Annotated in this window: 31 protein-coding genes and 1 tRNA gene; 28 read left to right on the plus strand and 4 right to left on the minus strand. The window is 41.1% G+C overall.

Features of this window, described 5'->3' with window-relative positions:
• Nucleotides 1-38: 38 nt before the first annotated feature.
• The 4 genes from G476_RS23235 (at nucleotide 39) to G476_RS0105860 (ending at nucleotide 4,446) form a co-directional block, all read left to right on the plus strand.
• Nucleotides 39-218 carry a hypothetical protein gene (locus G476_RS23235; RefSeq protein WP_084405635.1) on the plus strand — a complete coding sequence of 60 codons (180 nt, stop codon included), beginning with the start codon at nucleotides 39-41 and terminating at the stop codon, nucleotides 216-218.
• Nucleotides 219-532: 314 nt separating this feature from the next.
• Nucleotides 533-1,264 carry an HAD family hydrolase gene (locus G476_RS0105850; protein ID WP_026689263.1) on the plus strand — a complete coding sequence of 244 codons (732 nt, stop codon included), beginning with the start codon at nucleotides 533-535 and terminating at the stop codon, nucleotides 1,262-1,264.
• Entirely contained in the window at nucleotides 1,261-2,823 is a 1,563-nt protein-coding gene (locus tag G476_RS0105855) for a rhomboid family intramembrane serine protease (protein WP_026689264.1), read from the plus strand. Before G476_RS0105850 ends, G476_RS0105855 begins: the two co-directional genes overlap by 4 nt.
• A 165-nt stretch (nucleotides 2,824-2,988) precedes the next feature.
• Nucleotides 2,989-4,446 (plus strand): spore germination protein, encoded by a 1,458-nt coding sequence (locus G476_RS0105860; RefSeq protein ID WP_026689265.1) that lies wholly within the window; start codon nucleotides 2,989-2,991, stop codon nucleotides 4,444-4,446.
• A gap of 418 nt (nucleotides 4,447-4,864) precedes the next feature.
• On the opposite strand, the gene G476_RS0105870 is transcribed toward G476_RS0105860, so the two are convergent.
• On the minus strand, nucleotides 4,865-5,257 hold the full coding sequence (locus G476_RS0105870) for a YueI family protein (RefSeq protein ID WP_026689266.1): 393 nt from the start codon (nucleotides 5,255-5,257) through the stop codon (nucleotides 4,865-4,867).
• Nucleotides 5,258-5,408: 151 nt separating this feature from the next.
• Here G476_RS0105870 and G476_RS0105875 point away from each other — a divergent pair, with 151 nt between their 5' ends.
• The 11 genes from G476_RS0105875 to G476_RS21360 all read left to right on the plus strand — a co-directional run bounded on the left by G476_RS0105875 (nucleotide 5,409) and on the right by G476_RS21360 (nucleotide 16,037).
• Nucleotides 5,409-5,915, plus strand: coding sequence for a hypothetical protein (locus G476_RS0105875; protein ID WP_026689267.1), 507 nt, complete (start codon nucleotides 5,409-5,411; stop codon nucleotides 5,913-5,915).
• Between the two features lie 23 nt (nucleotides 5,916-5,938).
• Nucleotides 5,939-6,136, plus strand: a complete 198-nt coding sequence (locus tag G476_RS0105880) for a YqgQ family protein (protein ID WP_026689268.1) — start codon at nucleotides 5,939-5,941, stop codon at nucleotides 6,134-6,136.
• A 61-nt stretch (nucleotides 6,137-6,197) separates the two neighbouring features.
• Nucleotides 6,198-7,172: an ROK family glucokinase gene (locus G476_RS0105885; RefSeq protein ID WP_026689269.1), complete on the plus strand. Its 975-nt coding sequence runs from the start codon at nucleotides 6,198-6,200 to the stop codon at nucleotides 7,170-7,172.
• A 351-nt stretch (nucleotides 7,173-7,523) separates the two neighbouring features.
• Nucleotides 7,524-8,225: an ABC transporter ATP-binding protein gene (locus G476_RS0105890; protein ID WP_051314834.1), complete on the plus strand. Its 702-nt coding sequence runs from the start codon at nucleotides 7,524-7,526 to the stop codon at nucleotides 8,223-8,225.
• Between the two features lie 4 nt (nucleotides 8,226-8,229).
• Nucleotides 8,230-9,000 carry an ABC transporter permease gene (locus G476_RS0105895; RefSeq protein WP_051314677.1) on the plus strand — a complete coding sequence of 257 codons (771 nt, stop codon included), beginning with the start codon at nucleotides 8,230-8,232 and terminating at the stop codon, nucleotides 8,998-9,000.
• Between the two features lie 78 nt (nucleotides 9,001-9,078).
• A complete protein-coding gene (dcuS, locus tag G476_RS0105900) occupies nucleotides 9,079-10,674 on the plus strand; it encodes a DcuS/MalK family sensor histidine kinase (protein ID WP_026689272.1) in 1,596 nt (531 codons plus the stop codon).
• On the plus strand, nucleotides 10,674-11,381 hold the full coding sequence (locus G476_RS0105905; protein WP_026689273.1) for a response regulator: 708 nt from the start codon (nucleotides 10,674-10,676) through the stop codon (nucleotides 11,379-11,381). Before dcuS ends, G476_RS0105905 begins: the two co-directional genes overlap by 1 nt.
• 151 nt (nucleotides 11,382-11,532) lie before the next feature.
• Nucleotides 11,533-12,726 carry an NAD(P)-dependent malic enzyme gene (locus G476_RS0105910; RefSeq protein WP_026689274.1) on the plus strand — a complete coding sequence of 398 codons (1,194 nt, stop codon included), beginning with the start codon at nucleotides 11,533-11,535 and terminating at the stop codon, nucleotides 12,724-12,726.
• Nucleotides 12,713-14,032 carry a 2-hydroxycarboxylate transporter family protein gene (locus G476_RS0105915; RefSeq protein ID WP_026689275.1) on the plus strand — a complete coding sequence of 440 codons (1,320 nt, stop codon included), beginning with the start codon at nucleotides 12,713-12,715 and terminating at the stop codon, nucleotides 14,030-14,032. Before G476_RS0105910 ends, G476_RS0105915 begins: the two co-directional genes overlap by 14 nt.
• Before the next feature lie 374 nt (nucleotides 14,033-14,406).
• Nucleotides 14,407-14,985: a hypothetical protein gene (locus tag G476_RS0105920; RefSeq protein ID WP_026689276.1), complete on the plus strand. Its 579-nt coding sequence runs from the start codon at nucleotides 14,407-14,409 to the stop codon at nucleotides 14,983-14,985.
• A 2-nt stretch (nucleotides 14,986-14,987) separates the two neighbouring features.
• On the plus strand, nucleotides 14,988-16,037 hold the full coding sequence (locus G476_RS21360; protein WP_035186164.1) for a DUF1385 domain-containing protein: 1,050 nt from the start codon (nucleotides 14,988-14,990) through the stop codon (nucleotides 16,035-16,037).
• Nucleotides 16,038-16,149: 112 nt separating this feature from the next.
• On the opposite strand, the gene G476_RS0105930 is transcribed toward G476_RS21360, so the two are convergent.
• On the minus strand, nucleotides 16,150-16,332 hold the full coding sequence (locus G476_RS0105930; protein WP_026689277.1) for a DUF2759 domain-containing protein: 183 nt from the start codon (nucleotides 16,330-16,332) through the stop codon (nucleotides 16,150-16,152).
• Between the two features lie 163 nt (nucleotides 16,333-16,495).
• Between G476_RS0105930 and G476_RS0105935 the strand changes: the two genes are divergently transcribed.
• From G476_RS0105935 to G476_RS21365, 3 genes are all read left to right on the plus strand, one after another.
• Complete coding sequence (locus G476_RS0105935; protein WP_342664041.1) at nucleotides 16,496-17,134, plus strand: MBL fold metallo-hydrolase; 639 nt, start codon at nucleotides 16,496-16,498, stop codon at nucleotides 17,132-17,134.
• A 75-nt stretch (nucleotides 17,135-17,209) separates the two neighbouring features.
• Entirely contained in the window at nucleotides 17,210-17,386 is a 177-nt protein-coding gene (locus tag G476_RS23500) for a cbb3-type cytochrome oxidase assembly protein CcoS (protein WP_156906526.1), read from the plus strand.
• 58 nt (nucleotides 17,387-17,444) lie between these two features.
• Nucleotides 17,445-18,596 (plus strand): class I SAM-dependent methyltransferase, encoded by a 1,152-nt coding sequence (locus G476_RS21365; protein WP_051314678.1) that lies wholly within the window; start codon nucleotides 17,445-17,447, stop codon nucleotides 18,594-18,596.
• Nucleotides 18,597-18,703: 107 nt separating this feature from the next.
• Here G476_RS21365 and G476_RS0105950 read toward each other — a convergent pair whose 3' ends face one another.
• Nucleotides 18,704-18,946 (minus strand): DUF2626 domain-containing protein, encoded by a 243-nt coding sequence (locus G476_RS0105950; RefSeq protein WP_026689279.1) that lies wholly within the window; start codon nucleotides 18,944-18,946, stop codon nucleotides 18,704-18,706.
• Between the two features lie 329 nt (nucleotides 18,947-19,275).
• On the opposite strand from G476_RS0105950, the gene G476_RS0105955 reads away from it, so the two are divergent.
• A complete protein-coding gene (locus G476_RS0105955) occupies nucleotides 19,276-19,716 on the plus strand; it encodes a YtxH domain-containing protein (protein ID WP_026689280.1) in 441 nt (146 codons plus the stop codon).
• Nucleotides 19,717-19,886: 170 nt separating this feature from the next.
• Here G476_RS0105955 and G476_RS0105960 read toward each other — a convergent pair.
• Nucleotides 19,887-19,960, minus strand: a tRNA-Gln gene (locus G476_RS0105960).
• A gap of 136 nt (nucleotides 19,961-20,096) precedes the next feature.
• Here G476_RS0105960 and comGA point away from each other — a divergent pair.
• The 9 genes from comGA to G476_RS0106005 all read left to right on the plus strand — a co-directional run bounded on the left by comGA (nucleotide 20,097) and on the right by G476_RS0106005 (nucleotide 24,916).
• Nucleotides 20,097-21,149, plus strand: a complete 1,053-nt coding sequence (gene comGA, locus G476_RS0105965) for a competence type IV pilus ATPase ComGA (protein ID WP_051314835.1) — start codon at nucleotides 20,097-20,099, stop codon at nucleotides 21,147-21,149.
• Complete coding sequence (locus G476_RS0105970; RefSeq protein ID WP_026689282.1) at nucleotides 21,133-22,173, plus strand: type II secretion system F family protein; 1,041 nt, start codon at nucleotides 21,133-21,135, stop codon at nucleotides 22,171-22,173. The genes comGA and G476_RS0105970 overlap by 17 nt, the downstream gene beginning before the upstream one ends.
• Before the next feature lie 20 nt (nucleotides 22,174-22,193).
• Nucleotides 22,194-22,496, plus strand: coding sequence for a competence type IV pilus major pilin ComGC (gene comGC, locus G476_RS0105975; protein WP_026689283.1), 303 nt, complete (start codon nucleotides 22,194-22,196; stop codon nucleotides 22,494-22,496).
• Nucleotides 22,483-22,917, plus strand: coding sequence for a prepilin-type N-terminal cleavage/methylation domain-containing protein (locus tag G476_RS0105980; RefSeq protein ID WP_026689284.1), 435 nt, complete (start codon nucleotides 22,483-22,485; stop codon nucleotides 22,915-22,917). The genes comGC and G476_RS0105980 overlap by 14 nt, the downstream gene beginning before the upstream one ends.
• Nucleotides 22,904-23,224 (plus strand): type II secretion system protein, encoded by a 321-nt coding sequence (locus G476_RS0105985; protein ID WP_026689285.1) that lies wholly within the window; start codon nucleotides 22,904-22,906, stop codon nucleotides 23,222-23,224. The genes G476_RS0105980 and G476_RS0105985 overlap by 14 nt, the downstream gene beginning before the upstream one ends.
• A complete protein-coding gene (locus tag G476_RS0105990) occupies nucleotides 23,157-23,663 on the plus strand; it encodes a competence type IV pilus minor pilin ComGF (protein ID WP_156906527.1) in 507 nt (168 codons plus the stop codon). The genes G476_RS0105985 and G476_RS0105990 overlap by 68 nt, the downstream gene beginning before the upstream one ends.
• Nucleotides 23,653-24,051, plus strand: a complete 399-nt coding sequence (gene comGG / locus G476_RS0105995; RefSeq protein ID WP_026689287.1) for a competence type IV pilus minor pilin ComGG — start codon at nucleotides 23,653-23,655, stop codon at nucleotides 24,049-24,051. Before G476_RS0105990 ends, comGG begins: the two co-directional genes overlap by 11 nt.
• Nucleotides 24,052-24,156: 105 nt before the next feature.
• Nucleotides 24,157-24,663, plus strand: a complete 507-nt coding sequence (locus G476_RS0106000) for a shikimate kinase (protein ID WP_035186168.1) — start codon at nucleotides 24,157-24,159, stop codon at nucleotides 24,661-24,663.
• A 52-nt stretch (nucleotides 24,664-24,715) separates the two neighbouring features.
• Complete coding sequence (locus tag G476_RS0106005) at nucleotides 24,716-24,916, plus strand: YqzE family protein (protein ID WP_026689289.1); 201 nt, start codon at nucleotides 24,716-24,718, stop codon at nucleotides 24,914-24,916.
• Nucleotide 24,917 lies beyond the last annotated feature (1 nt).

The raw sequence follows: 24,917 nt of genomic DNA on the forward strand, positions 1-24,917 counted from the left end.
TTCAACCTCATCCTAATGGGAAAGAAGGAGGGGTGGGCGTGGATAATCGGATCTGGATGTTCCTCGGCGCTTTCATTGGTGGATTATTCTTGTATCGAGTGAGGTACCGAATAATCAATGCATTTTTAAAACGTCCATGGTTACGTAGGTTGGCAGTTAGCTCAGTCATGAGAATACCAGCTGTTAGAAGTCGAATGGTTTCCCAAGCCTTGCGATAATCAAAAGAAAGAGGTCCTGTATGGTTCAGGGCTTCTTTTCTATTTTCCAGCATAGAATACGCAAAGTGGGAATCTTCGTAAATGGGATCGGGCCTCTGGTATACTAAGAGGAGGCCACTGAAAAAGTACAGCCGGACTTTTTCACTGCCTTTATTTGACTGGCAAGGGCTCCACTCGGTTGCGCGCCTGTTACGAAAAAACGACTCGTACCAGGCTCTCAAAACATGCAACCGTTCCGCTCATTGTTTCGAAAGCATTGAAAAAGGTATAGATTAAACTTTTCAATGTCTTCTACTAAGAAGGAGTGTTTGAACGTGAAATGGAACAGCGTGTGCTTTGATTTAGACAATACATTATTCAGTCATGAGCGAGCATTCAAAAAAGCAATGGCGGAATGCTTTCAGGAATTAATAGATAAACACTCATCGGATACAACCATTACATTTAATCAATTTTTCCCCATCTTCAAAAGGAATAGTGACCGGTTTTGGGGCTTATTTGAAAAAAAAGAAGTGTCAGCTAAAGAATATCGCCGACGTCGTTTTTTAGAAACAATGAAGGAACTGGACCTTTCTTTCTCAAAGGAAGACGCCGATTGGTTTCATAAACGGTATTATGAGGTTGTAGATAATTATTGTGTTCCTTATGAAGGCTTAAGTGATCTTCTACATTATCTTCACTCCCGTAAAGTGAATATGGGGATTATTACAAATGGAACTGCGGATACACAGTATAACAAGCTTGAAAAGCTTCAAATCTCCGATTGGATAACAAAAAACCAAATGGTTGTAAGCGAGGAAGTGGACGTAGCTAAACCGGACAAAAAAATCTTCGACCTTGCTAAAGAAACGTTTGGGTTAAAAGAACCTGTCTTATTTGTAGGAGACTCGTGGAAACACGATGTAGTCGGACCAATCGAAGCTGGCTGGGATAGTATATTCATGAATACAAGAGGTGAAGAAAGACAAACGGTTCATTCACCTGTAGCGGAATGTAATACATTGGTAGAAGTCTTGAGCGTGATCGCAAAGGAGGATGGTACATGAGCGTTCTCACCCAACAGCTAAGATATTGGGAGCTTCTTTATCATCTTGTGAACAAGGAAGGTATGCGCGTTGTTCACTTGTCTAAAAGCGATGGTGAAGCATGGCTTGAAGATGATCGAAAGGAACCGTATCAGATTATTAGGGTTTGCAGGAAGGAACTTGATTGGTCCCGTGAACTTCGATCAGATATTAAAGAAACAGAACAAAAAGCAAAACAAGTACGAAAAAAACTTGGCTTAAGGCAAGCAAATGTCGTGAGTATCATCGTGACCAAGTATCCTCCAGTTGATACTTACGAGGAGTTGGTAGACCAGCCGCTTCCGTTAACGGCTGGTGGGAAACAACAATTACGAACGATTCTTTTAACCGAGGATTCCTTGCAGTCGGTCATGTTTCCCCTTGCTACGGAGTGGGGGCTAAAGGAAACACCGGATTTCTTGCCTGTTGATGCTCTTCAAGATGAAGAAGAGATGGTAAGGATGCTTAAAAGGCATGTCAATCGTGCAGCAAATACTCGGATCGAAGATGAGAGAAAGCTGTTTTTTTATGGAAAACCCTTCTTCACTTTTTTTCTGCTCGCATCAATTTTAGCTATGTTCGCCCTCGTGGAACAAGCTGGATCTTCTACAGATATTAGAACGCTTATTGAGTTTGGTGCTAAGTTTAACCCGTTAATACACGATGGAGAATGGTGGCGCTTCTTTAGTGCCATGTTTTTGCACATTGGCTTTCTTCATTTATTTATGAACTCATTAGCACTTTTTTACTTAGGTGGCGCAGTAGAGAGAATCTTCGGTACGAGACGGTTCATTTTGATTTATTTTGTGGCGGGGCTCACGGGATCTGTTGCAAGCTTTGCGTTTAATGAACAAGTATCTGCAGGAGCAAGCGGTGCGATTTTTGGTTGTTTTGGTGCCCTGCTCTATTTCGGATTGAAGCACCGTCGATTGTTTTTTAGGACGATGGGCATGAATGTCATTGTCATCCTTGTCATCAACTTGAGTCTCGGTTTTCTTGTGCCGATGATTGATAACGGTGCACACATTGGTGGTTTAGTAGGTGGGTTTTTAGCGTCTGCTATTGTAAATTTGCCAACGTCACCGTTTAGGTTAAAAAGAAGGATTCTAGCTCTACTTGTTACAACTATTGGTGTAGGAGGCTTAATGGCATATGGTTTCGTGAAGCCTACTGATGGAAGTGGTTCGTTAGCCTATGCACAAATTGGCCAAGAGTACTTTCAAGAAGAGAACTATAGTGAAGCTCGAAGGTATCTAACGTTGGCTGTTGAAGCGGATGTTCAAATGAAGGAAGTATACTTTTTACTGGGAAATACGTATGCCATGGAAGATCAAGTTGAAGAGGCAGAACCCTATTACAAAAGAGCGATCGAATTGGATCCTGAGTTTGCACCTGCCCATTACAATCTGTCTTTAGTGTATTATCAGACAGGAAGGATTGATGAAGCGAAGCGATCAGTAGAGCAGGCACGATCCTTGGATCCTGAGAATTCACAGTTTAGAGAGTTTCAACAGGAATTACAAACGAATCATCCATCTTAACAAAAGCTCCTAAAGGGATTTATCCTTTTAGGAGCTTTACTTTTGTTCGTGAAAATGAAGATGTAGTCCAGACCTGAACTGAACTAAACAATGATGCTCTCTTCTTTTGCCGTGCATGTATTTTAGTATTTAGTAAAAAATGAATGGGAAGGGAGGGATGGCATTATGAAGTTGCCGAAAAAACATCCTGTATCTACAGAGTTAAAAGAAAATGTCGATTATTTAAAAAGAGAGCTGGCGATTGATAAGAGTTTTGATTTAATTCACCTAGATCTAGAGTATGGTGGTATCGAGATGGCTCTTTTTACCGTAGATGCCTTTGCAAAAGATGATGCTCTCACTCAGATTCAAAGAGAACTCAATCATATTGATGGTGCGACAAAAGAGAACATTCTTGACCATCTTTTAAAATCACGTATTCCATACATAGAGCTTGAAAAGGTAGATGACCTTGAAATCGCCTTGGTGGAAATCCTATCGGGGCCAGCTGTTCTCCTTATTGATGGACAGTCAGAGGCCTTAGTAATTGATACACGAGCGTATGAAATTAGAGGACCTGAAGAACCTGATTCAGAACAAGTTATTCGTGGGGCTAGAGACGGTTTTGTTGAGACGATGGTATTTAACGCCGGTCTCGTTCGGCGAAGGATTCGTGATCGCAATTTACGAAACGAATATATTCGAATCGGACGGAGGTCTCTATCCGATGTCTGTATTACGTATTTAGCCGACATTGCTGATAGGGAACTTGTAAATTACATTAAAACAAGTTTAGAAGAAATTGATACAGATGGTCTACCTATGGGGGATAAAACTATTGAAGAATATTTGTTTGGGCAACATCGAAATCCATATCCTGTAGTTAGGTATACAGAACGTCCTGACGTCGCGTCTTCTCATGTTTTGGAAGGCCATGTGCTTATTACTGTAGACGGATCGCCAAGTGTCATTATTACACCAACAACGTTTTGGCATCACTTGCAACATGCGGAAGAATATCGCCAAAAACCGATCGTAGGAAGTGCCTTGAGGCTTGTTCGCTTTGCAGCCGTTTGGACAAGTATTTTTTTACTTCCTTTATGGTATTTATTTGCCCAAAGCCCTGATTTATTACCTGAGAACTTGTCGTACATCGGGATGGATGACCCAGGGGAAGTCCCACTTATTGCTCAGTTTCTCTTAGCGGAAATAGGAATTGAAATGCTAAGGATGGCAGCCATTCATACACCATCGGCTCTTGCCACTGCACTTGGACTTGTTGCCGCGATCTTAATTGGTGAAGTAGCCATTGAAGTTGGACTCTTTTCCCATGAGGTCGTTCTATATTTAGCCATTTCCGCCGTCGGTTCATTCGCTACCCCTAGCTATGAGATGAGCCTGGCTAATCGGTTGATGAGAATTGCCCTTCTAATCGTGTGCGCAGTCTTTCATGTGCCAGGATATATTGTGGGCTCATTACTGTTGATTTTGCTTTTAGCGTCCATGAAGTCATTTGATACGCCATATTTTTGGCCGTTTATTCCATTTAATTTAAGAGGATTGAGGGATGTTGTGTTTAGAGCACCAATGCCTTTGAAAAATCGTCGTCCAAGGTCTATTCACCCGATTGACCCTGATCGATGATTGTGAAATTGGACGAGTAAGTAGTGGGAGAGACAAAGCTCATTAGGGGGATACCGGGAACTAATCATTTGGATAGGGAAGGTCCCCCATAGCTGTCAACTTAAGGTTGAGTGGAGTAAATCAGTTGAGCAAAGGTGGAGCCGGAATGTTCTTCGCTTTTTGCGGAAAGCGTCCACCTGTAACGGAATATATCCTTGTCAAAAAAAACTTCAGAAAGGAAGCATCTTTGTCATGTGAAAAATTGAGAGTGAATGATCAATAAGATAAAAAACCAAAAAAAGCTGCTAAGTTTGCTTAACTTGACAGCTATGAGAAGGTCCCCTTCGCTACACAGTCGTTGGCATAGAGTTTGGTGAAGTACTAATTAAGATCGATAAAAGATAAAAGGTGTCCCCAATGTTGGGGACACCTTTTATTCTTAATGACTCATGTCTTTTTCATATAATTCATCTGTAATAAAGATGTCTTCTTTCTCAATGGCGGATTTAGAGGCAAGCACAAGCCCGATAGGAGACTCTTTGCCGTCGTTTACAATGGTAAACTGTACACCGTTTTTATTTGCTTCTTGAACGTAGTTCGAATATGCCGGGTAGTTAAGGGATCCATTTATATAAAGCGTTACATCGGAATGTCTTTTCATTACGTTTAGGACTTGATTATACATACCACTCTCTCGAACTTGCCTATTCGTAAGGGCTAAGTAAATGCGCTCTCGAATCGTTGAAAGAAACAGCTTTCTTTCATCTGGTCTGATTTCAGGTGAACCATAGATGCCTTGTTTAAGCACTTCTTTGAGTTTTTGCTCTGACATGGTTATTCCCCGTTTCTTTTGTAGAGTTTGCTCAGTACTTCTCAAACTTTTTACATCTTTATTATACCAGTTTCAAAACGTATTACACAACATAAATTCTTGTCCTTAAAAAGGAACATGAATCATACACATAACCGAGGGGGGCGTAGTCATGATTGACGTTATGGTTTTCACGTTTTTTATTCTTTTAACTGGTGTAGCAGTGGGGTCATTATTAACGGTAAAGCTCATATTTTCCTGGCAAACGGTCTTTACAATTACAGGACTTATTTTCTTCTTTTTTGTGTGGATCGGCATGTTAGTAGGTGGGTGGCTTTGGCTTCCTGATCCTTTATTAAAAGGGCTCATCTCCTTCGTTGCTGTTGTAATGGCCGTATTCTTTTTTCGTACGTACCATCCGTCATTTGGCTACATCCCCAGTAACGGACTTGCTCATTGGGGTGCGTTGGCTGCTTTCTTTTTTTTCGTTGGTTTTGAGGTGGGAATTGCAGACTTATCCAAGTGGTTAATCTTGTTGTTTATGATTGTTTTTGTAGCTGGAGGGTTAAGTAGTGCTTGGCTTGTTTGGCGATTGAAAACAATGATGGAATTTCGGTTCTTGGTCCAGTATGTACCGATCCTACTGTTTGTTTTTATCGCTCTCTTAAAACTGGTATAATCGGTTAAAGAGGTGGAGGAAACATGAAGAACTATTACGATATTCTACAATTACTAAAACGCTTCGGAACGATCATCTACACAGGTGATCGTTCTGACGATATAGAGCTAATGGAAGAGGAACTGGATGAATTGCATGGAATGAACATGATTGAAAAAGAAGATTTTATCCGGGCAAAACTTATTTTAAGGGAAGAAAAGAGTCGTTTAAAAGAAAAGTAAATCACTTTGAATCGTGATACAATATTTAAGTGAACAGCAAAGATAAAAAAGGATGATACATATGACAAAACGAAATTGGCTTGCTGGTGTTGACGTTGGTGGAACAACGATTAAGCTTGCGATCCTCGATCATGATGGGGATTTTATTACCAAGTGGGAAGTGCCGACGGACATTAGCGACTCTGGGCATCACATACCAAAACATATTGCAGCAACTTTAAAGGACAAGCTTCATTCTTTTGACGCTACTTTTTCCGATCTGAGAGGAATAGGTGTGGGAGCTCCTGGATTTATTGAAGTGGAAACAGGATTTATCTATCAAGCAGTTAACATCGGGTGGAGAAACTATCCTTTGAAGGAACGTTTGGAAATGGAAACGGGAGTACCGGTTTTTGCAGATAACGATGCTAACCTAGCTGCAGCTGGTGAAATGTGGAGAGGTGCCGGTGGCGGTGCTAAAAACATGCTCTGTGTCACCCTCGGAACAGGGGTTGGCGGCGGATTGATTTCTGAAGGTATTGTCCTCCATGGTGCAGCAGGTATGGCAGGGGAGATTGGTCATATTACATCAGTTCCTGAAGGCGGGGCTCCCTGTAACTGTGGGAAAACCGGTTGCCTTGAAACAGTAAGCTCAGCTACAGGTATTGTAAGATTAGCAATGGAAAAAATCGAAGCGACCAAATCGGGGCAATTGTTTGAACTTTTTCAAACGACAGGGTTGGTTACAGCTAAAGATGTATTCGATGCTGCTGAAAATAACGATGAGAACGCCAAGGAAGTTGTACGGGAGGCTATGTATCACCTCGGATTAGCAGTGGCGAACTTGGCAAACAGTTTAAACCCGAATGTCATCGTCATTGGAGGAGGAGTATCCAAAGCAGGAAACAAATTGATTAATGCTTTACGACCTCATTTTAATCGATTTGCATTGCCTAAAGTTGCTGCTGAAACCACTTTTCAGATTGCTCAATTAGGAAACGATGCAGGTGTGATCGGGGCTGCATGGCTAGTAAAAGAAAATATAAACAACGAATAGATAAACATAAACAGAGGCAGGGACATTAAGAAAGTGTCTAGAGTGAAATTCGAACTTCGCTAACAGGGCGGATGTGAGTAGCGGTTTACTTGTACCGTATACCATTGTTCGGGTTTACGTTCAGAACATACACTTCTGTCCCGGCCTCTTATTTGTTCTTGCCGACTAAAGACCAGTTTTGTTTTTCAGAAGTGAGACAGAATCAGGTCTATGTGCCGCATGTGTGAAACAGAGCTTTGAATGGTTGAAAGGGTATTTAGCTTTTTTTTCCTCTTTTCAAAAGGGATTTTTGGCTCAAATCATTGATTAAAGGTATACTAAAAGTGATTTCAGGAGATGTGGTGATAAGTGGTGAGTGACAAAACTTTAATTAAGCTTCAACATTGTAGTACGCAAATTTTGCAAGATATTTCCCTTGAAATACATAAAGGAGAGATTGTTACACTGATTGGCTCATCTGGAGCTGGAAAGAGTAGTCTTCTTATGTTGTTGAACAGACTAAACGACCCTGATACAGGTTCGATCCATTACCGAGGTAAGGATGTAAAGGAATTTGGTATTACACAATTGAGAAAGAGTATCGGAATGGTGTTTCAATCTTCTTCTTTATTTGATGGAACGGTTGAAGATAATTTGTGTTACGGTCCATCTTTGTTTGGAGAATGGGAAAAAGGGATGGGAGAGCGCTTATTAGATAATGTACAGCTACCAAGAGACTATTTAAAAAGGAACGTGGAGGATTTGTCAGGTGGCGAAAAGCAACGTGTAGCGTTAGCTCGTACACTGGCGAATAAACCTGACGTTCTCCTTCTTGATGAAGTGACTAGTGCTCTCGATTTGAAAAATGTTGAACTTATCGAAGCCTTTTTACTTGGCCTTATACCCGAACGGGTTCACGCCATTGTGATGGTCACTCATGATGTTGCTCAAGCAAAGCGGCTTGGGAATCGAACCGTTTTTATGGACGAAGGAAAAATTGTAGAAACAGGAAATACAGCAGAGCTGTTTGAGAATCCTCAAACAGAAAAATTACAGTATTTCTTAAAGGAGTGAGAAAATGGCACCAGAGATATCTAACTTATCCATGTTTCTACTGATCTTTTTCGTGCTCATTCCTGTATCGTTGTCTTACATCTATTCGTTAGGATTAAGTAAGTCTATTGCTTGGTCGTCCTTTAGGGGAGTGGTGCAACTCTTTCTTATTGGATATGTGTTAACATATTTATTTTCATTGCCACCTTTACTTGGGATCTCTCTAATGCTTTTTGTGATGGTTACTGTGGCCACTTTTCACGCAAGTAAAAAAGGAACAGGGATTCCGTATTTAAGGCCAGTCATTTTTATTGTAATCGTAAGTGTACAGCTGCTGATTCTCGCGATGTGGCTTGGCTTTGATATGATTAACTTTCAACCCGATCAAGTGATTCCTATGAGTGGAATGGTTATTGGAAATAGTATGATTGCAATTGGACTTGCTCTTGAGAGAATGAAAAGTGAATTCAAAGAAGCGAAGGGAAAGATTGTAGCAGCATTAGCATTAGGGGCTAAGCCTGATCAAGCTTCCACTATCTTAATCAGAAAAATTGTAAAAGCAGCAATGATCCCAAACGTAGATGGTTTAAAAACAATTGGGCTTGTTCAGTTGCCAGGGATGATGACGGGTCTGATTTTAGGTGGAGTCGAGCCTATTGAGGCCATTCGTTATCAAATTGTGATTTCATTAAGTATTTTTGCCTCTGTCTCACTTGCTGCTATGCTTGTAACCATTATTTTTTACCGGTTTTTCTTTAATAAGAACCAGCAGATGCTCACTTTAGATGAGAAGTAAGTAGCGCGGAATAAGCAGTCATTTTTACGCGTGCCTGGGTTATCGTAATCAGACTTATGGAAAGAGGTAGGTAAAACTGTGAAGGGGAAGCAGCTTTCTCTGCGGACGGTATTAATCATACTGGTTGTCGCTGTCGTTAGCGCCTCGTTGCTAATGACCGACATCTTAATCAATCATGCTGTGGGGAATAATATATTAGAAGAACAGGAACGTAAGGGGCAGACGTTTGCAAGGCTTGTTGCGGAAGAGGAACAAATCAGACTGGGGTTGGAAGCTAATAATGCCTTAGCTGTGCAGGAGTATGCAGAGAAGGTAAGGGAAACGTCCGGCCTTCTGTTTGTTGTTGTAATGGATATGAACGGGATCCGCTTTTCTCACCCGAATGAGAGTTTAATTGGAGAACCGTTCATTGGAGATGATCAATGGCCTGCTCTTCAAGGCGAAACGTATAGTTCCGTGGCCGAAGGAACCCTCTCACCATCTCTACGTTCATTTACTCCGATTTTTAGTACAAGTGGAGAGCAGATAGGGGCTGTGGCAGTTGGAGATTCAATAGATTCAATCGATGAGCTACTAGCAGAAAATCATGGAATTATTCTCACGAGTTCCCTCTTTGGTATAACGATCGGAATCATTGGTGCTGTCCTTATTGCCGCTTATGTAAGGAAAATTTTGCATGGACAGGAGCCGAGAAACATCGCCAGAACCTTTGAGGAGCGCAACAGAATGCTCCAGTCTGTCCGCGAAGGCATCATTGCCGTGGACCAACATGGGGTGGTGACCCTCGTTAATGAGTCGGGAAGAAGGCTACTTGAGAAGGCAGGACTCGCCCAGGACCCAGTTGGTATAAAAGCGATAGACTTTCTGCCTGAGACAGGATTGAACCGGGTACTCGAGACTGGAGAGGCGGAGCTTGATGAAGAAATGCGTCTCGATCGAATGACACTGCTTATTAACCGGGTACCTTTGACTGTTGGAGATGAAGTCGTTGGAGCGATCTCAACATTCCGGGATAAAACGGAAATGAACGCGCTAGCAGAACAACTGACCGGGGTAAAGGTTTATAGTGAAGCGCTTCGTGCTCAGTCTCATGAAGTGAAAAACAAGCTACACGTCATTATGGGAATGCTCCATACTAAAGCATATGAGGAGCTTCAGAATTATATTTATGAGTTGACTGAGCTTAATTCCACAGCCAATGATTCAGCACTGAAGCAGTTTGCTGATCCGGTTTTAGGAGGCTTTATGCACGGAAAACTCAGTTTTACACGAGAAAGGAAGGTGCAGATGGAAGTGGTTGTTCCTTCTGTGATTCCCGCTCCTATTAATCCTCAAATGAAACACCACTTAATTACAATTGCCGGTAACCTCATCGATAATGCTGTAGAAGCGATACAACAACAGGAAGTTAGATTGATTCGAATAATGTTCCAGGTTGAAGTAAATGAAATGATCATTGTTGTTAAGGATAATGGACCAGGGCTGAGTGAGGAAGAGCAAGAGAAACTGTTTATGAAAGGGTACTCTACAAAAGGTGGTGACCGGGGATACGGTCTATACCTTGTCTGGTCGACAGTTCAGGACTGCTCTGGGACAATTTCAATTGATACTCTCAGAGGGAGAGGGACGACAGTTACTGTTACCTTACCTTATGAAAGTAAGGAGGAGAAGTAATGATCAACGTTCTTATTTTAGATGATGATCCAATGGTTGCGAAATGGAATAAATCATATGTAGGGAAGCTTGAAGGCTTTAGTGCCGTTGGAATTGCCCATAATTATGAGGATGCAAAAAGGTTTTTGAAAGATAAACGAATAGACCTTCTTTTACTTGATATCTACATTGGTGCTGATAACGGCTTAGAACTACTTAAGGAACTTCGAGCTGAAAGCTTATGGGAAGGGGATGTTATCCTCATAACGGCAGCGTCAGATGCCGGGTCAGTAAAAAAAGCGATGCAGTACGGAGCAGTGGATTATATCATGAAGCCTTTTGATTTTGAAAGGTTCCAAGAAGCGATGATGAAATACCAAAGCAGAAGGAAGTTATTCGAAGAGCATGATGTTCTGGATCAGGAGAAATTGGATGAGCACTGGTTTACCCAAGAAGAGAAAAAGGTAGGCGAGCTTCCAAAGGGGCTCTCTGAAAATACGCTTCTCATGGTAATGCATGGGATCATTAAGCTCGGAAAGCCGGCATTTTCTACTGAAGATGTTGCAACTGGCACGGGTATTTCCCGAGTAACTGTTAGAAAATACTTAAAATATATGGCGGAAACCGGATTGCTTGGAGAGCGGTTGACCTACGGTACAGTCGGTCGTCCACAACACTTATTCTTACTTGATGATGAGCAAAAAGAAAAGATTTTAGAACGTGTATAAAAATAGAGCAAGCTGGCTGGCCCGTGGTGGTCAGCTTTTTTTATTTACAAAACTAATTGTTAATTTACTTAATCTAGGATTCTCTAAAAAACTAGCTTACGATTAAACAACACTTAATTGAAAGCGTTTTCTCATAACGGGAGGGACAAAAATGGCAATTAAAAAACATACTAGCGAAGCAGTAGAGTTACACGAACGTCTAAATGGAAAAATAGAAATTACAAACAGGTTACCTATACAGAGCGAAGAGGATTTAAGCCTCGTATATACGCCTGGGGTAGCAGATGTGTGCCGAGAAATTGAAGAGAATCCGGGTAAAGTGAATACACTGACCGTCCGTGGCAGTATGATAGGCGTTGTGACAGACGGATCTGCTGTACTTGGTCTTGGAGATATTGGACCGAAAGCTGCGATGCCAGTTATGGAAGGAAAGTGCATGCTTTTCAAAGAATTCGGAGGATTGAATGCGTTCCCCATTTGTCTTGATGAAAAGGATCCTGAGAAGCTGATTAACATCATCAAGTCGCTGGCTCCAACATTTGCTGGCATTAACTTGGAGGATATTTCAGCTCCTCGTTGCTTTGAGATTGAAGCGAGATTGAAAGAAGAGCTTGATATCCCGGTCTTTCATGATGACCAGCACGGAACGGCGATCGTTGTGCTTGCAGGTCTAATTAATGCCTTAAAGTATACAGGCCGTAAGAGAGATAAAGCGAAGGTTGTTATAAATGGAGCTGGAGCGGCAGGCATCTCCATTGCAAAGTTGCTGCTCAGTGCTGGTTTCACAAATATCACCTTAGTCAGCCTCGAAGGAATTGTAGCAAAAGGTGAGCCTTGGTTGAACAGCCAGCAGGAAGAAATGGCTTCATGGACAAATTTAGAAAATAAAACGGGAAAACTGGATAACGTAATTGAAAAGGCTGATGTGTTCATTGGTGTTTCAGGACCGAATGCTCTTCGTCCACTTCAAGTAAGGCTAATGAAAGAGCGAGCGATCGTCTTTGCGTTAGCCAATCCTGTTCCGGAAATTTACCCAAATGATGCACTTGGGGCAGGAGCAGAGATCGTTGCGACGGGTAGGTCAGATTTTCCAAACCAAGTTAACAACTTACTTGCCTTTCCTGGCATTTTCCTCGGTGCGTTAAATGCAGGAGCCTCAGATATTACAGAGGAGATGAAAATAACGGCAGCAGAAGCGATCGCCAGATTAATTCCGGAAGATCAGCTGAAACCTTCTTACATTATTCCCGGTCCGTTAAATAAAAAAGTAGCACGGATTGTGGCTGAAGCAGTCGAAACTGTAGCACAGAAGCAGAGGGGGGTAAAACAGCATGGAAGCACTTAAGCGCGTAAAAAAGGATCAACCGTTTAAGACGGTACCTGATGTGTCAAAGAAGAACAGAGAAGTGTCTGTATTTAATATTCCAATGCCATACTTTGCGATCATATTCGTATTGACATTGGCTGCGGTCTTCACGGAGACGCTCCCTGCTGGGATGATTGGCAGTCTACTTATTATGATTGTAATCGGCGAGGCCCTTGGTTGGATTGGCGACCGTACTCCAATCGTGAAAGGTTATCTAGGTGGCGGTGCGATTGTGGCGATCTTTGGATCGGCCTACCTTGTTTATGGTGGCATTTTGCCAGATACAATAGTCACCCAGGTTGATCAGTTTATGACAACAGGTGGGTTCCTTGACTTCTACATTGCTGCACTCATTACAGGGAGTATTCTCGGGATGAATTCTCAAATGCTCGTTAAAATCGGCTTGCGTTATTTTGCTCCTATATTCGGGGCGATCGCAGGGGCGGTGTTGCTCGCAGGGATAATCGGGCAACTGGTCGGATTTACACTTCAGGATGCCGTTCTCGTTATTACCCTACCAATCATGGGCGGCGGTATGGGTGCCGGTGCCGTTCCGATGGCTCAGGTTTATTCCGAGTTTTTGGATCAGCCGGCGAGTTACTATATTTCAATTCTTGTTCCGGCTCTTGCGCTCGGTAACGTTTTTGCCATTGTGCTGGCAAGTATGCTTAATAAACTTGGGCAACGTGTTCCGAGTCTCAGTGGTAACGGTAAACTGATGGATGGTTTTGAGGAAACGAAAACCACGACGACATTCGATCTTAAAAAACTTGGAGTTGGTGTCCTGGCAGCTTTGCTATTTTTCACGGTCGGCCAGTTGCTTGGACTTATTCTGCCTATTCATCCCTATGCCATTATGATCTTGCTGGTAGCAGCAGTTAAAATCATGAATGTCATTCCTTCAACAATTGTAGAAGGAGCAAGCCAGTGGTATCAGTTTGTAGCTAAAACTTTTACCCTTGCACTGCTTTTTGGTATCGGGGTTGCGTATACAGACCTTGAGGCAGTATTAAATGCTTTAACGCTTCAATATGTGCTGATTGTCCTTGGAGTTGTAGTTGGTGCGATGCTAGGAGCTGGTCTCATAGGACGCCTAGTGGGCTTCTACCCAATTGAATCCAGTATTACTGCAGGATTATGTATGGCTAACATGGGTGGAACAGGGGACGTTGCAGTACTTTCTGCTGCAAAGCGTATGCAGTTAATGCCTTTCGCGCAGATCGCTTCTCGCCTTGGCGGAGCCGTTATTCTATTGTTAGCAGGCCTATTGATGAGCCTTTTCTGATGAAGTGACATGGTGAAGTGAAGCGACCATTATGTGGGTCACAAAGGTAAGAGCGTCTCCTTTAATAGAATAAAAAAGAAGGCAGAAGCGACAACACTTCTGCCTTCTTTACGTTTTTTATCATCAAATGCTTTAGTATATTAGAAACCTGGACTCAAAAAGTGTTACGATAAGCGAGTTAGAGAAAGAAGAGAGATTAAATTAGGAGGAGTAACTCTAGACATAATACATGGAGGGATTACTTTTATTACACTGGTGGAAATGAACCTTGAAAAAACGTATGATAATTGTAGGCATGACTGAATTAATAACTTATAGGAAAAATGTTTAAGAAGCTCTGCAGGAGAATACAGACAAATAAAGGAGTTATATTTATGGGGAATAATAAATTGGTTATCTTTTTGCCTTTGACAGTTATGATTGGTCTATTCTTTCTAGGATACTATTCAATCATGGGTGCAGATGAGGTGGATAATGAAAATTTGGATGAAAGAACTGAATTGCATGTAACGTTATCCGATACAGGTGCGTATGTGGGCTGGAGCTGGGATACCATGCCGAGTGACGGTGTCATCGGGGACGATTATATTGAAATGGTCTTTTATGATCAAAGTGGAGAAGTCATTGATGTTGATGTTCAAGAAGCAGAATTACACCTTTTGCAAGGAGTGGATCGAATTTATTCAACGGATGACATGGTAGAGAGTGAAAAAGGTGTCTTGTTCACGTTTCCTAACAGAATGGAAGAGAATCTTACATATGGAAACAGCGGAGCGATTAAAGTAGCCTTTAACGACGATCGTGTAGCCTCCGCAGAAGTAAGGTATGCTCATACATGGACTCACGGTAGTTATCTTGATTCGAATACGTTGGGTCAAAGTGACATTGCTTTTTCAGGACCAACTGAATATTGGGTGATATCAAGACAATCACAGGAAGAGTCGGAGGAATAGTCGTGATTCGGGGGATGTCGTTTCAAAAAGGCGTTATGTTTATGGGGAAGAAATACTTGGCCTGCTCGTATGAAGAGAACAATAAGCATACTACCTGGGTGAAACCTGTCAATGGGAAAACGATGTTAGCTGCAGGGAGACTTGTGTTTTTCTCTATGCCCTTTTGGTATCATGCAATTTTGCTCGTAATAGTGGGAGGAATAGGAGGTCCCCTCGGTTTAGGTGAGAGTTGGCCTTTACCTGCTCTTCCTTTCGGTGCATTGGTATTATTTTTAGCAGGAACGCATTTTTACTTTCCAAGCGAATTAAAGAGATATCACGGGGCAGAACATAAGGTGTTCAGTTGCAAAGAAAGAATTAGTATAGTAAATCGAAAACACATTTCAAATGCTGAAATAACAAATCGGAACTGTTCTACAAATGCAATTGTTCTTTATTTCTTTATGTTTGTTTTATCCAATGCAGTTCTTTTGAGCTCAGGTTTGATAAGCGGGGTAAACATGGTCATGACTGTTTCATCCCTAGTTGCTCTTCTATTGATGCCTTTCTTAACGTATTGGTTAAACCGAACGAAAGAAACAAGCTTCCATCGTGGACTTCTTACAATCTCTTATTGGCTTCAACGTCATGTTACAACCAAGGAGCCTAAAGAGAAGCATGTAAAAGCAGCAATACGATCCTACCGAAAACTGGCTATGAAAGAGTTTCCTGAAAAAGTTAGAAATAAGAGTAATTACGTAAAGAAACCAACTCTTTCAATCGCTACAGCTGATATTAGTGTGGTTCCCATCGGAGATAATACGAAGTCTGACGCTGAATATTTGGCGCAGGTAAAAGAGTTGTTAACCACGTACGAAAAATCTGTGACATGGACTGCATATGAGCGCAGTATTGTTATTGAAGCACCGTCCAAACGATTGTTTAACGTGCTTCAAGCTATTCATGACTTGCATGCGAAAGAAAATGTGGAGCGCGTCATTACCACGATTCGAGTGGATGAAAGAAGAAGCAGAGAGAGTCAAAAGTCTGCTCATGACCAAGGGCAAGGATAGAAAAAGGGGCTCTGGAAACGGACACCTTGCGTAGCGTTTGAATTGAGCGTAAAACTGCAATGCAGTAAAAAAGGGCGTCCAAATTGGACACCCTTTTTTACTAGAGTACTTTTTACAGTGCACCGCCACCGCCGCGTGTAATATAGGCAAAAATGGTCATAACAGAGAACCAGCCAAATACAGCAACTGTTAAAGCCGCAAAGCCCACGGCAAAAAAGTTTTTCTTCTTAAATTCGCGGTATAAGCCTAGAGCTGAAAAGATGGTTACTAATAAACAAATAATCCCAAAGGCCATACTTTCGCCTCCTATCGTATGTAAATAAAACTTTCTATAACTAGTTTTACCTAATGCAAGTTTATTTTACTTGTTTTTTTTCTTTTTGTCGAGTCCTACTCACACTCTTTGGAAAAACCTTTTCCTTTTAGTACAATAGAAATATCAGAAAAGAGGAGGAATAATGATGGAAGTCATACAAATGCCACTTGGGCCCCTTCAAACGAACGGGTATTTATTACATAACGAAAGAAAAGAAGCAATCATGATTGATCCCGGGGGTAATCCTGAAAAAGTATTATCCTTTTTGGAAAACGAACAACTAAACCTTATGGCCATTGTTCTCACTCATGCTCATTTCGATCATATTGGGGGAATAAACGGTATCCTGGAACAAAGGAAAGTACCGGTTTATGTTCATAAAAAAGAAGAAGAATGGCTTATTGATCCAGCGAAAAATGGGTCAGGGCGATTTGCAGGCATCACTCCAATTATAGTAAACGGAAATATCGATACGATTGAAGGTGATAAGGAGTTTCAGATTGGTTCTTTTGTGTTTCACATGTTGGAAACCCCCGGCCACTCTCCGGGAAGCGTTTCTTTTTACCTTCCTGAAGAAAGTGTGATTTTCTCAGGAGACGTTTTATTTCAAGGGAGCGTCGGGAGAACAGATTTACCTGGTGGTAACACGGACACCTTACTCAAATCCATTCATGATAAGCTTCTTGTTTTACCTGATGAAACGATCGTTGCCAATGGCCATGGCCCAGCAACAACCATAGGTGATGAAAAAGAAAGCAATCCCTTTCTAAACGGATTTTAATATGACTTGCACCCTCCTTACTGGTATAAGTCACCATCTTTCGTGTAAAAGTAACATTGAAAGAAGGTGTTTAATGTGAGTGAGGGTGTTTATTTAGGAATGAACGTAGCTGGCTGGTTTTTTTTATTTACACTGATGTGTCTGTCTGGAATGGCTGTGATCATCTATCTGTGGGGAAAAAGAAGCGGACAGTTTAAAGAAGTGGAAGGAGTTAAATATCGAATGATGGATGAAGAAAAGAAGGATATATAGGAAATGAAAAGGACTTCTTACTCTCTTTCTCGAATGATGTAAGCGATAAGAGGGGAGAGTGGGGCTATTGAAAGACCATCTCATTCAAATGATTGAAAGAGATCCGAACAAGCGAATCGATTATCATACGTTTATGGAAACGTGCTTATACAAGCCGGGAATTGGTTATTACGCAAAAGAGGAAACGAAGTTAGGTCGTGAAGGGGATTTTTACACGAGCAATCATGTTCACCCTGTATTTCCGAAAACGATCATGACTTTTATCGTGGATGTGATAAAGAAAGAAAAGCTTTCACCTAACATCATTGAATTTGGTGGTGGAGACGGGACGTTTGCTTTACATGCCTTATCTTACGTCAAACAGACGGATCCCGATCTTTACCAAACCATGAATTATTCAATAGTAGAAACAAGTGAACACCATAAAAAAGTAATTACCGAGGCACTCAAGTGTCACCAGGACATTGTTTCAGTAGTCCCATGTTTAGGGGATGTAGAAGTGGGGCAAAGGGAAGCTATTGTATTCTCAAACGAATTAGTGGATGCTTTTCCCGTTCATGTGGTATCAGGAAAGAAAGACGGTTCAATTGAAGAAGTATGTATCACGGTTAAAGATGGTGAGTTAGAAGAAGTAACGGTACCTTGTGAACATGAAGAGGTGCTTGAATGGATCTCATCTTATGGACCCTCTCTTCCTGAAGGTCATCGCACGGAGGTTAGCGTCTATATGAGAGCGTGGATTCAGAAGGTAGCGGCGTGGCTTGAGAAGGGGTTAGTGGTCACGATTGACTACGGTTATTCAAATGATGAAAAAGCAGCAACTTTTTTAAGAGATGGGTCATTACGGGGATATAAAAATCACCGACAAGTACGCAATCCTTTAGCTTATCCTGGAGAGATGGATCTTACTGCTCATATACAATGGGATGCTTATCGAAAAATCATGAAGGAAACAGGCTTTGAGGAGGTCGTTCATGAACGGCAGTCTTCGTTTCTTCTAAAAGCAGGATTGTTTACGTTCTTGCTGGAAGTGGAGCATCTTAATCCCTTTTCCGACAAAACCAAACAAAATCGCGCCATTGCCACGCTCGTGCAGCCTGGTGGAATCAGTGACGCATTCGAAGTAAATGTACAATCAAAGGGGTTAAGTGGTTATTACCGGTATGATTATTTTACACGGGACCCTTATAACCCCAACCTAGCAAAGTGAGGGTCCAAAGGGTAAACGACGAGGAAAAAACATGATGAAAATGCATTGGGAGAGCATTTTTACACAAAAAAATCCCCAGACTTAGTTGTCCGGGGATTTTTTTCTTCTTAGTGTCCTACTCCAGGTACCATGATGAAGGTAGTGTAGTAAGTAAAACCAACGAAGAACAATGTTAAGTATGCGCCGAAGATGTAGATGTAAGTACGTTCAGTCAGGTTTAAGTAGCTAAGGGCTAAAAACACGCCAGTCTGACCAAAGAACAACATTGCCATTTCGTGCATACCTCCAACCATAAAGAGAATAGCCATCATTCCGGTCCAGAAGCTGATTACACGGAACATGCGATCCATGATGCATCCCTCCTTTTATGTAGCTCCAAACGTTGCTTTGTTTAGTATGCATAAATCAATACACTTTATTATAAAACAAAGATTGTCCGTTTGTAAAATAAATCTCGGAGAAATAAAGCTTAGAACAAAAATTGTAAAAGGAATAACACCAAATAAGGAAGATAAATAAAAAAAGAATAAAAAATCGCCGAAAAGTGAAGAATAACTTTTTAGAAGAAATGTTCCTTTATTAAAGGGTTTTAGTTTAGAGAGGTAGAAAATAAGGGTAAAGGAATTATAAATGACTTTTTTTCATTGTGAAATACAAAACAAAACTGGAGGTTGTCAGGATGAGTAAAATGGACACGAAAGATTTTATTATTGGAGCAATTGTTGGGGGGATTGTAGGAGCATCCGCAGCGATGCTTACAGCACCAAAGTCTGGTAGAGAATTACGTGAAGACATTAATAAGCAAGCAACAACAGCAAAAGATAAAACGCTGGAGTTTACAAATGTTGCAAAAGAAAAAGGAAATGAATATTCGAAGCTAGCAAAAGAGAAATCTGGAGAGTGGAGTGAAGCGGCAAAAGAGCAATGGGGCCGTGTGGCTGACAAGTCTTCACGTCTTTCTGACAAAGCATCTGACTTAAGTGAAGACTTATCAGCAGATGTGAAAGATATTTTGGAAGACGAGAAAGGCGAAGGCCAAAAACTAGCTCAACAAGTAATTGAAGAAATTGAGCAAACGCGCGAAAAGCTGGCAGAAGATGCGGCTGAGCTAAAAAAATAAACCAGGTAAACACCGCGAAACTACCCTTTCGCGGTGTTTTTACATGAAAAAGTTTCATCTAGCTCCCGTTTAATTAATCATAGAGTGGGGAAGCCGATTAGATTTCTTTCTTGCACCTCCTCCTATAAAACAAAAAAGAACACCAATCTCTTGGCGTTCTTTTTTATGTATGGTTGGGATGGCAGGGATCGAACCTACGATCACGGAGTCAAAGTCCATTGCCTTACCACTTGGCTACACCCCATCGGCGCTACAAGATATAGAATGTCTCTTTTTAAAAAAGATTATGCACAGAATAAAAAAATGAAGGAATTTGGAATTTTTTGTAGAATCTTTAGGGGGAACAGGATTAAAATATTGTTAAAAGGTCGGTGATGCCAATGGATGTTGAGTATTGGACAAAGAAACTGTTAATGGATGCTGCACGCAAACACGCTTCAGATGTACACATTTTGCCCACCCGTCAAAATGGAATTGTCCGGTTTAGAATTAATGGAGATTTACTTGACGCCCACGTAACAACCTCGGTACTGCTACAAAAGATGATTGCCCATTTGAAATTTTTATCGGGAATGGATATCGGTGAACGTAGGAGGCCACAAAGCAGTGCCTTTGAGATGTTTCTTGGCAAGCAACTTTTTTCCTTGCGTTTATCCACCTTTCCTATGACCTACTCCGAAACCCTAGTTATACGCCTCCTTCATCAAGGTAGTCCACCTCCACTTAAACAGCTCACATTATTTAACTCCCAAGCGAAAGAATTACTCGATCTAACATTTGTAAATCACGGCCTTATTTTATTGTGCGGGCCTACGGGATCGGGAAAAACAACGACGCTTTATGCCCTAATGAATGAAAGTATAAAAACGGAGAGGAAAAATGTAATTTCACTGGAAGATCCCGTTGAACGAAGACACGACAGCTTTTTGCAGATGGAAGTGAACGAAAAGGCGGGCGTTAACTATGCTCAAGGCTTACGAAATGTGTTGCGTCACGATCCAGATGTGATTATGATTGGAGAAATCCGTGATGAAGAAACAGCCAGAATGGCTTTTAGAGCAGCGATGACAGGACATTTGGTTTTATCAACCCTTCATTCATCTACGACGACGATGGCTGTTAGACGGTTGGAAGAGTTCGGCTTAAGTGCTGCTGATATCTCTGAAACCCTCTTGGCCGTTACCACTCAAACCCTCGTTAAACTTCTATGTCCTTTATGCCATGGTGATTGTCATGCAGCATGTGGAAGAAGGAGAAAAAGAGCCGCAATTTTTGATACCCTCTCAGGAACCAACCTTCAACAAATCATTCGTCGTGAAATCCCACCTTCAACAAAAAATCACACCCATATGAAAAAAGCATATGCTCTAGGCTACTTATCTGACCAGGAAGTGGTTAAATGGAAAAGGCGAACGTATGTTACGAGTAAATAACAAATTAGATCCCTTTGCTAATGAATTGGAAAAAGGAGAATGGCTAAAGGAGTTAAGTACGTTGATTGACGGAGGGTATCCGATCAAAGAAGCTCTCGTCATTTTAGAAAAGTACTATGATGGCAAAGTAAAAGTGATGATCCAATCCATTACCGGCTCACTTCGTCAAGGAGAATACCTTTCTGATACGTTGGTTGAATATGGCTTTTCTAGAGAAATAACAAGTCATCTCCTGATGATGGAAAAATACGGTGATTTTAGTAAAGGCTTAACGATGGCAGCCGAATTGTGTAAAACCAAGCATAACCTTCGGGAACACATGAAACGACTGTTGCAATATCCAATGATGATGCTTTTCGCTTTAATTGTTCTCGTCTCCGTCGTTCTTCGTTCAGTGCTTCCACAATTTGAATCATTTTTCACTCAAATGGATCAAGATCTTCCTTTAATGACAACCATTTTGTTTCGTGTTCTTCAAATGATTGACATTCCGTCACTACTTATTCTTGGGGCTTGTTTTGCGATTGGTTTATGGTTCTTTAAGAAGTGGACGATTCAAAAACGACTCGATTTTCTCCTTACCATCCCCATTCTCTCCTACTATGTACGTGCTCTTCTTACTTTTTTTCTCGTTAGCCAAATCTATCCGTTACTTAACAGTGGAATGTCTTTGCATCAGTGCTTATTGATGATAAAACAGGATAGTCAGCTCACGTTTTATCAAAATGAAGCAGAACGCATGAGATTCATCATCCAAGGGGGAGAGCGGTTTTCTACAGCTGTTAATACGAGCGGTGTCTACGAGAAACAGTTGGTAACAGTCATTGCATTAGGAGAAGCAAAAGGAAGGATTGGTGAGGAACTGGAGAGATACAGTCACTTTTTATTTTCACGCATCTGCTTTAAATTCGAGAAGTCGATTAAAAGGCTTCAACCGATGTTATACCTTGTCATAGGTTTATTTGTCTTACTACTGTTTTTATCCCTTATGTTGCCGGTCTTTCAAATGACCTCAACGTGGTAAATAAAAAATGAGGTGAAGAGATGAAAAGAAACGAACAAGGATTTACGTTGATTGAAATGGTGATTGTGTTAATGATCATTAGTGTACTATTGCTCATTGCAGTTCCAGGCTTAGGGAAAAATACTGAAATTGCAAACGACAAAGGGTGCGATGCAACGATCAAAATGGTGGAAGCTCAGATCATCGCATACAACGCAAATGAAGAGACAAGACTAACAAACCTTGATGAATTGGCGGAAAAAGGATATGTGACCACAATTAAGTGTCCAAACAATAGAGAGTTGACTGTCGATGATAAAGGAAAAGTGAGTGCAAAACAATAAAGGCTATACCTTAATTGAACTTGTCGTTGTAGTGTCCATTCTATCTGTTTTGTTGATGGTTGCTATACCTGGTATAAAAAAGCCTGAAGCTAATGAAGCAGAGCTATTTTTTGAAGTCCTTGAAAAAGACCTTTATTACGCTCAAATCAAAGCCATTACTGACGGTTTATCCGTTCATTTCGTTTTTAATGCTCATGAGGGTTATTATAAAGTGATGCAAGGACGAACAGAGCTTCGAGTTAGGACTTTTCCTGAGGGACTAAACTTTAGTGGGACGTCAATGGGGTTGTCGAATCCTCGGTTTTTACCTAGTGGAAGAATAGAGAGAAGTGGCACAACCAGCTTCATTTACCATGGGTCTACTATCTATCGAGTGGTTTTTGTATTTATTAGGGGGCGCTTCTACATTGAAAAAATATGATGGGTTTACGCTCATTGAAGTGGTTATTGGTTTGTTTATATTTTCAATCATTGCTGGAACGGTATTACCAGTGTATGTGTCTATCAAACAAGAGCGAATTCTTCTTGAACAAGAGCGTTATGTACACGGGAGATTAATCGAAATGCTATCTGAATTGCGTTATGACAATTCTAAACCGTCTTCAGGGTCATTTAACCATAATGGCGTCAAGTTTGACATCCATTTGATTGAGGAGGACGGTGAATGGGAGGTATGTATTAATTGGGACTATTATGGTAAGGAACGATCGAAATGTTTACACCAATGAGCATGGGTTTTCATTGCTGGAAATGATAGTAACGTTAGTTGTATTTACAGTCGTTTTATCTACGCTATTTTCGTTATTCCTCGTTCTTTTTACTAAACCATCTCCTATGGTTACGGATGAAGATGTCAACCTATTTATGTTTCAATTGCAGTTGGCTATTAGATCAGTAGATGAGTATGAGGTCGATCGTGATGGAGAGCGGCTTGTTTTGAGTGTACTAGATGACGGGAGTGTGAAAACAGAGACATTCGTTCTTCATAACAAACGCATGGTCAGGCAAGTAGGAGGATTAGGCTATGATATTTACTTGGAAGGGGTATCTTCGGTTCGCTTTGAACAAGTTAACGGTGGTGTGGTAGTACAAATTCAAACCGTTGATAACAACTCCTATACAAAACGGATCAATACGCTTATAGGAGGAAAAAAAAGTGAAACATAACAACGAGAGAGGTTTCGTTGTGTTAATTAGCGTTTTTGTATTGCTCGTTTTTAGTGGCTTAATCCTCCATCAAGTAACTCTTTTAAAAAGTGAGCAACAATTCACATCAAAACATTGGGAATTGACAATATTGGACCATTTGCTTGTGAATGGTGCTGAGGGCGTCTCGGATATTCTCCTAAACGGTGAGTGGGCTAACTTGCAAAGAGGCGTTATAGTATCAATGGATGGGCGGATGGAATTTGAAGTTCAAGAAGTCAATTCACATGTTGTCTATGTTAAATTGTTTGTTGAAACAACAAAAGGTTCAAAGAGAGAAGGGTCCTTTCATTTTAATACTGAAAACGGTAATCGAGCTAAGTGGAGGGAGGGGGGGACCCTAGGGTAGATACTATTTTATCGTGTTTTACATCCTTTCCTTTTTTAACATAAGCAAATACGTTACGATGAGATTACGTGGAGATTATGACAAAGGTGATGGAGTGACGTAATCATGTCAGGATTAAATAAAACGATTTACTTAACGGGCTTTATGGGCGCGGGTAAGTCCACCGTGGGAAAGCTTCTCGCCCAAAAATTAGGTGTTGGTTTCGTTGATTTGGATGATTATATTGAAGAAACAAGTAACAAAAAGATTCCACACATTTTTAAAGAGCACGGAGAAGCGCACTTTCGTAAACTGGAAACACAGGCACTAATAGACGTTTCCCGAAAATCAATCGTGATTTCAACTGGGGGAGGGGTAGTAGAAACAAAAGAAAGTCAACGGATTATGAAAGAAACAGGGATGATTTTCTTTTTGGATGCTCCTTTTCCCGTTTTGTATGAAAGGATATTCGGAGATCCTAACCGCCCTTTAGCAGCTTTAAAAAAAGATGATTTACAGAAGCGGTTTGAAAGAAGGAAACCGTTGTATGAACGGGGGGCTATTACAATCCATACTCATGGTTGTTCTCCCTATGAAGTGGTCCAGCGGATTCTGCTTGATTTAACTGATTAAAGAGTAGCTGATCTGGTTATACTTAGTATCAGAAACCAGGTAGGTGAAATCTATGAAAACAAATGATTATGTAAAATTCGTCACACAGCAATTTGTTGAATATGCCGACCAACCGAAAAGCGAAAGAAAGAAAAAGCGGTTGGAAAAAAAGGAAGCAAGACCGCCTGCCATAAATCGGTGGTTTGGATTGATCCCCCTTGCTTTTTTTATTTCTTATAAGAAAAACAAGAAACGGTTTATGAAAAGAGCGTAAA

Origin of the sequence: Alteribacter aurantiacus DSM 18675, assembly GCF_000429705.1 — a bacterium.
Classification (GTDB): Bacteria; Bacillota; Bacilli; order Bacillales; family Salisediminibacteriaceae; genus Alteribacter; species Alteribacter aurantiacus.

Coding starts and splice junctions, on each gene's coding strand:
- G476_RS0105855 (WP_026689264.1), top strand. CDS start 1,261: ATGAGCGTTCTCACCCAACAGCTAAGATATTGGGAGCTTCTTTATCAT.
- G476_RS0105860 (WP_026689265.1), top strand. CDS start 2,989: ATGAAGTTGCCGAAAAAACATCCTGTATCTACAGAGTTAAAAGAAAAT.
- G476_RS0105870 (WP_026689266.1), bottom strand. CDS start 5,257: ATGTCAGAGCAAAAACTCAAAGAAGTGCTTAAACAAGGCATCTATGGT.
- G476_RS0105875 (WP_026689267.1), top strand. CDS start 5,409: ATGATTGACGTTATGGTTTTCACGTTTTTTATTCTTTTAACTGGTGTA.
- G476_RS0105880 (WP_026689268.1), top strand. CDS start 5,939: ATGAAGAACTATTACGATATTCTACAATTACTAAAACGCTTCGGAACG.
- G476_RS0105885 (WP_026689269.1), top strand. CDS start 6,198: ATGACAAAACGAAATTGGCTTGCTGGTGTTGACGTTGGTGGAACAACG.
- G476_RS0105895 (WP_051314677.1), top strand. CDS start 8,230: ATGGCACCAGAGATATCTAACTTATCCATGTTTCTACTGATCTTTTTC.
- G476_RS0105905 (WP_026689273.1), top strand. CDS start 10,674: ATGATCAACGTTCTTATTTTAGATGATGATCCAATGGTTGCGAAATGG.
- G476_RS0105910 (WP_026689274.1), top strand. CDS start 11,533: ATGGCAATTAAAAAACATACTAGCGAAGCAGTAGAGTTACACGAACGT.
- G476_RS0105915 (WP_026689275.1), top strand. CDS start 12,713: ATGGAAGCACTTAAGCGCGTAAAAAAGGATCAACCGTTTAAGACGGTA.
- G476_RS0105920 (WP_026689276.1), top strand. CDS start 14,407: ATGGGGAATAATAAATTGGTTATCTTTTTGCCTTTGACAGTTATGATT.
- G476_RS0105930 (WP_026689277.1), bottom strand. CDS start 16,332: ATGGCCTTTGGGATTATTTGTTTATTAGTAACCATCTTTTCAGCTCTA.
- G476_RS0105935 (WP_342664041.1), top strand. CDS start 16,496: ATGATGGAAGTCATACAAATGCCACTTGGGCCCCTTCAAACGAACGGG.
- G476_RS0105950 (WP_026689279.1), bottom strand. CDS start 18,946: ATGGATCGCATGTTCCGTGTAATCAGCTTCTGGACCGGAATGATGGCT.
- G476_RS0105955 (WP_026689280.1), top strand. CDS start 19,276: ATGAGTAAAATGGACACGAAAGATTTTATTATTGGAGCAATTGTTGGG.
- comGA (WP_051314835.1), top strand. CDS start 20,097: ATGGATGTTGAGTATTGGACAAAGAAACTGTTAATGGATGCTGCACGC.
- G476_RS0105970 (WP_026689282.1), top strand. CDS start 21,133: ATGTTACGAGTAAATAACAAATTAGATCCCTTTGCTAATGAATTGGAA.
- comGC (WP_026689283.1), top strand. CDS start 22,194: ATGAAAAGAAACGAACAAGGATTTACGTTGATTGAAATGGTGATTGTG.
- G476_RS0106000 (WP_035186168.1), top strand. CDS start 24,157: ATGTCAGGATTAAATAAAACGATTTACTTAACGGGCTTTATGGGCGCG.
- G476_RS0106005 (WP_026689289.1), top strand. CDS start 24,716: ATGAAAACAAATGATTATGTAAAATTCGTCACACAGCAATTTGTTGAA.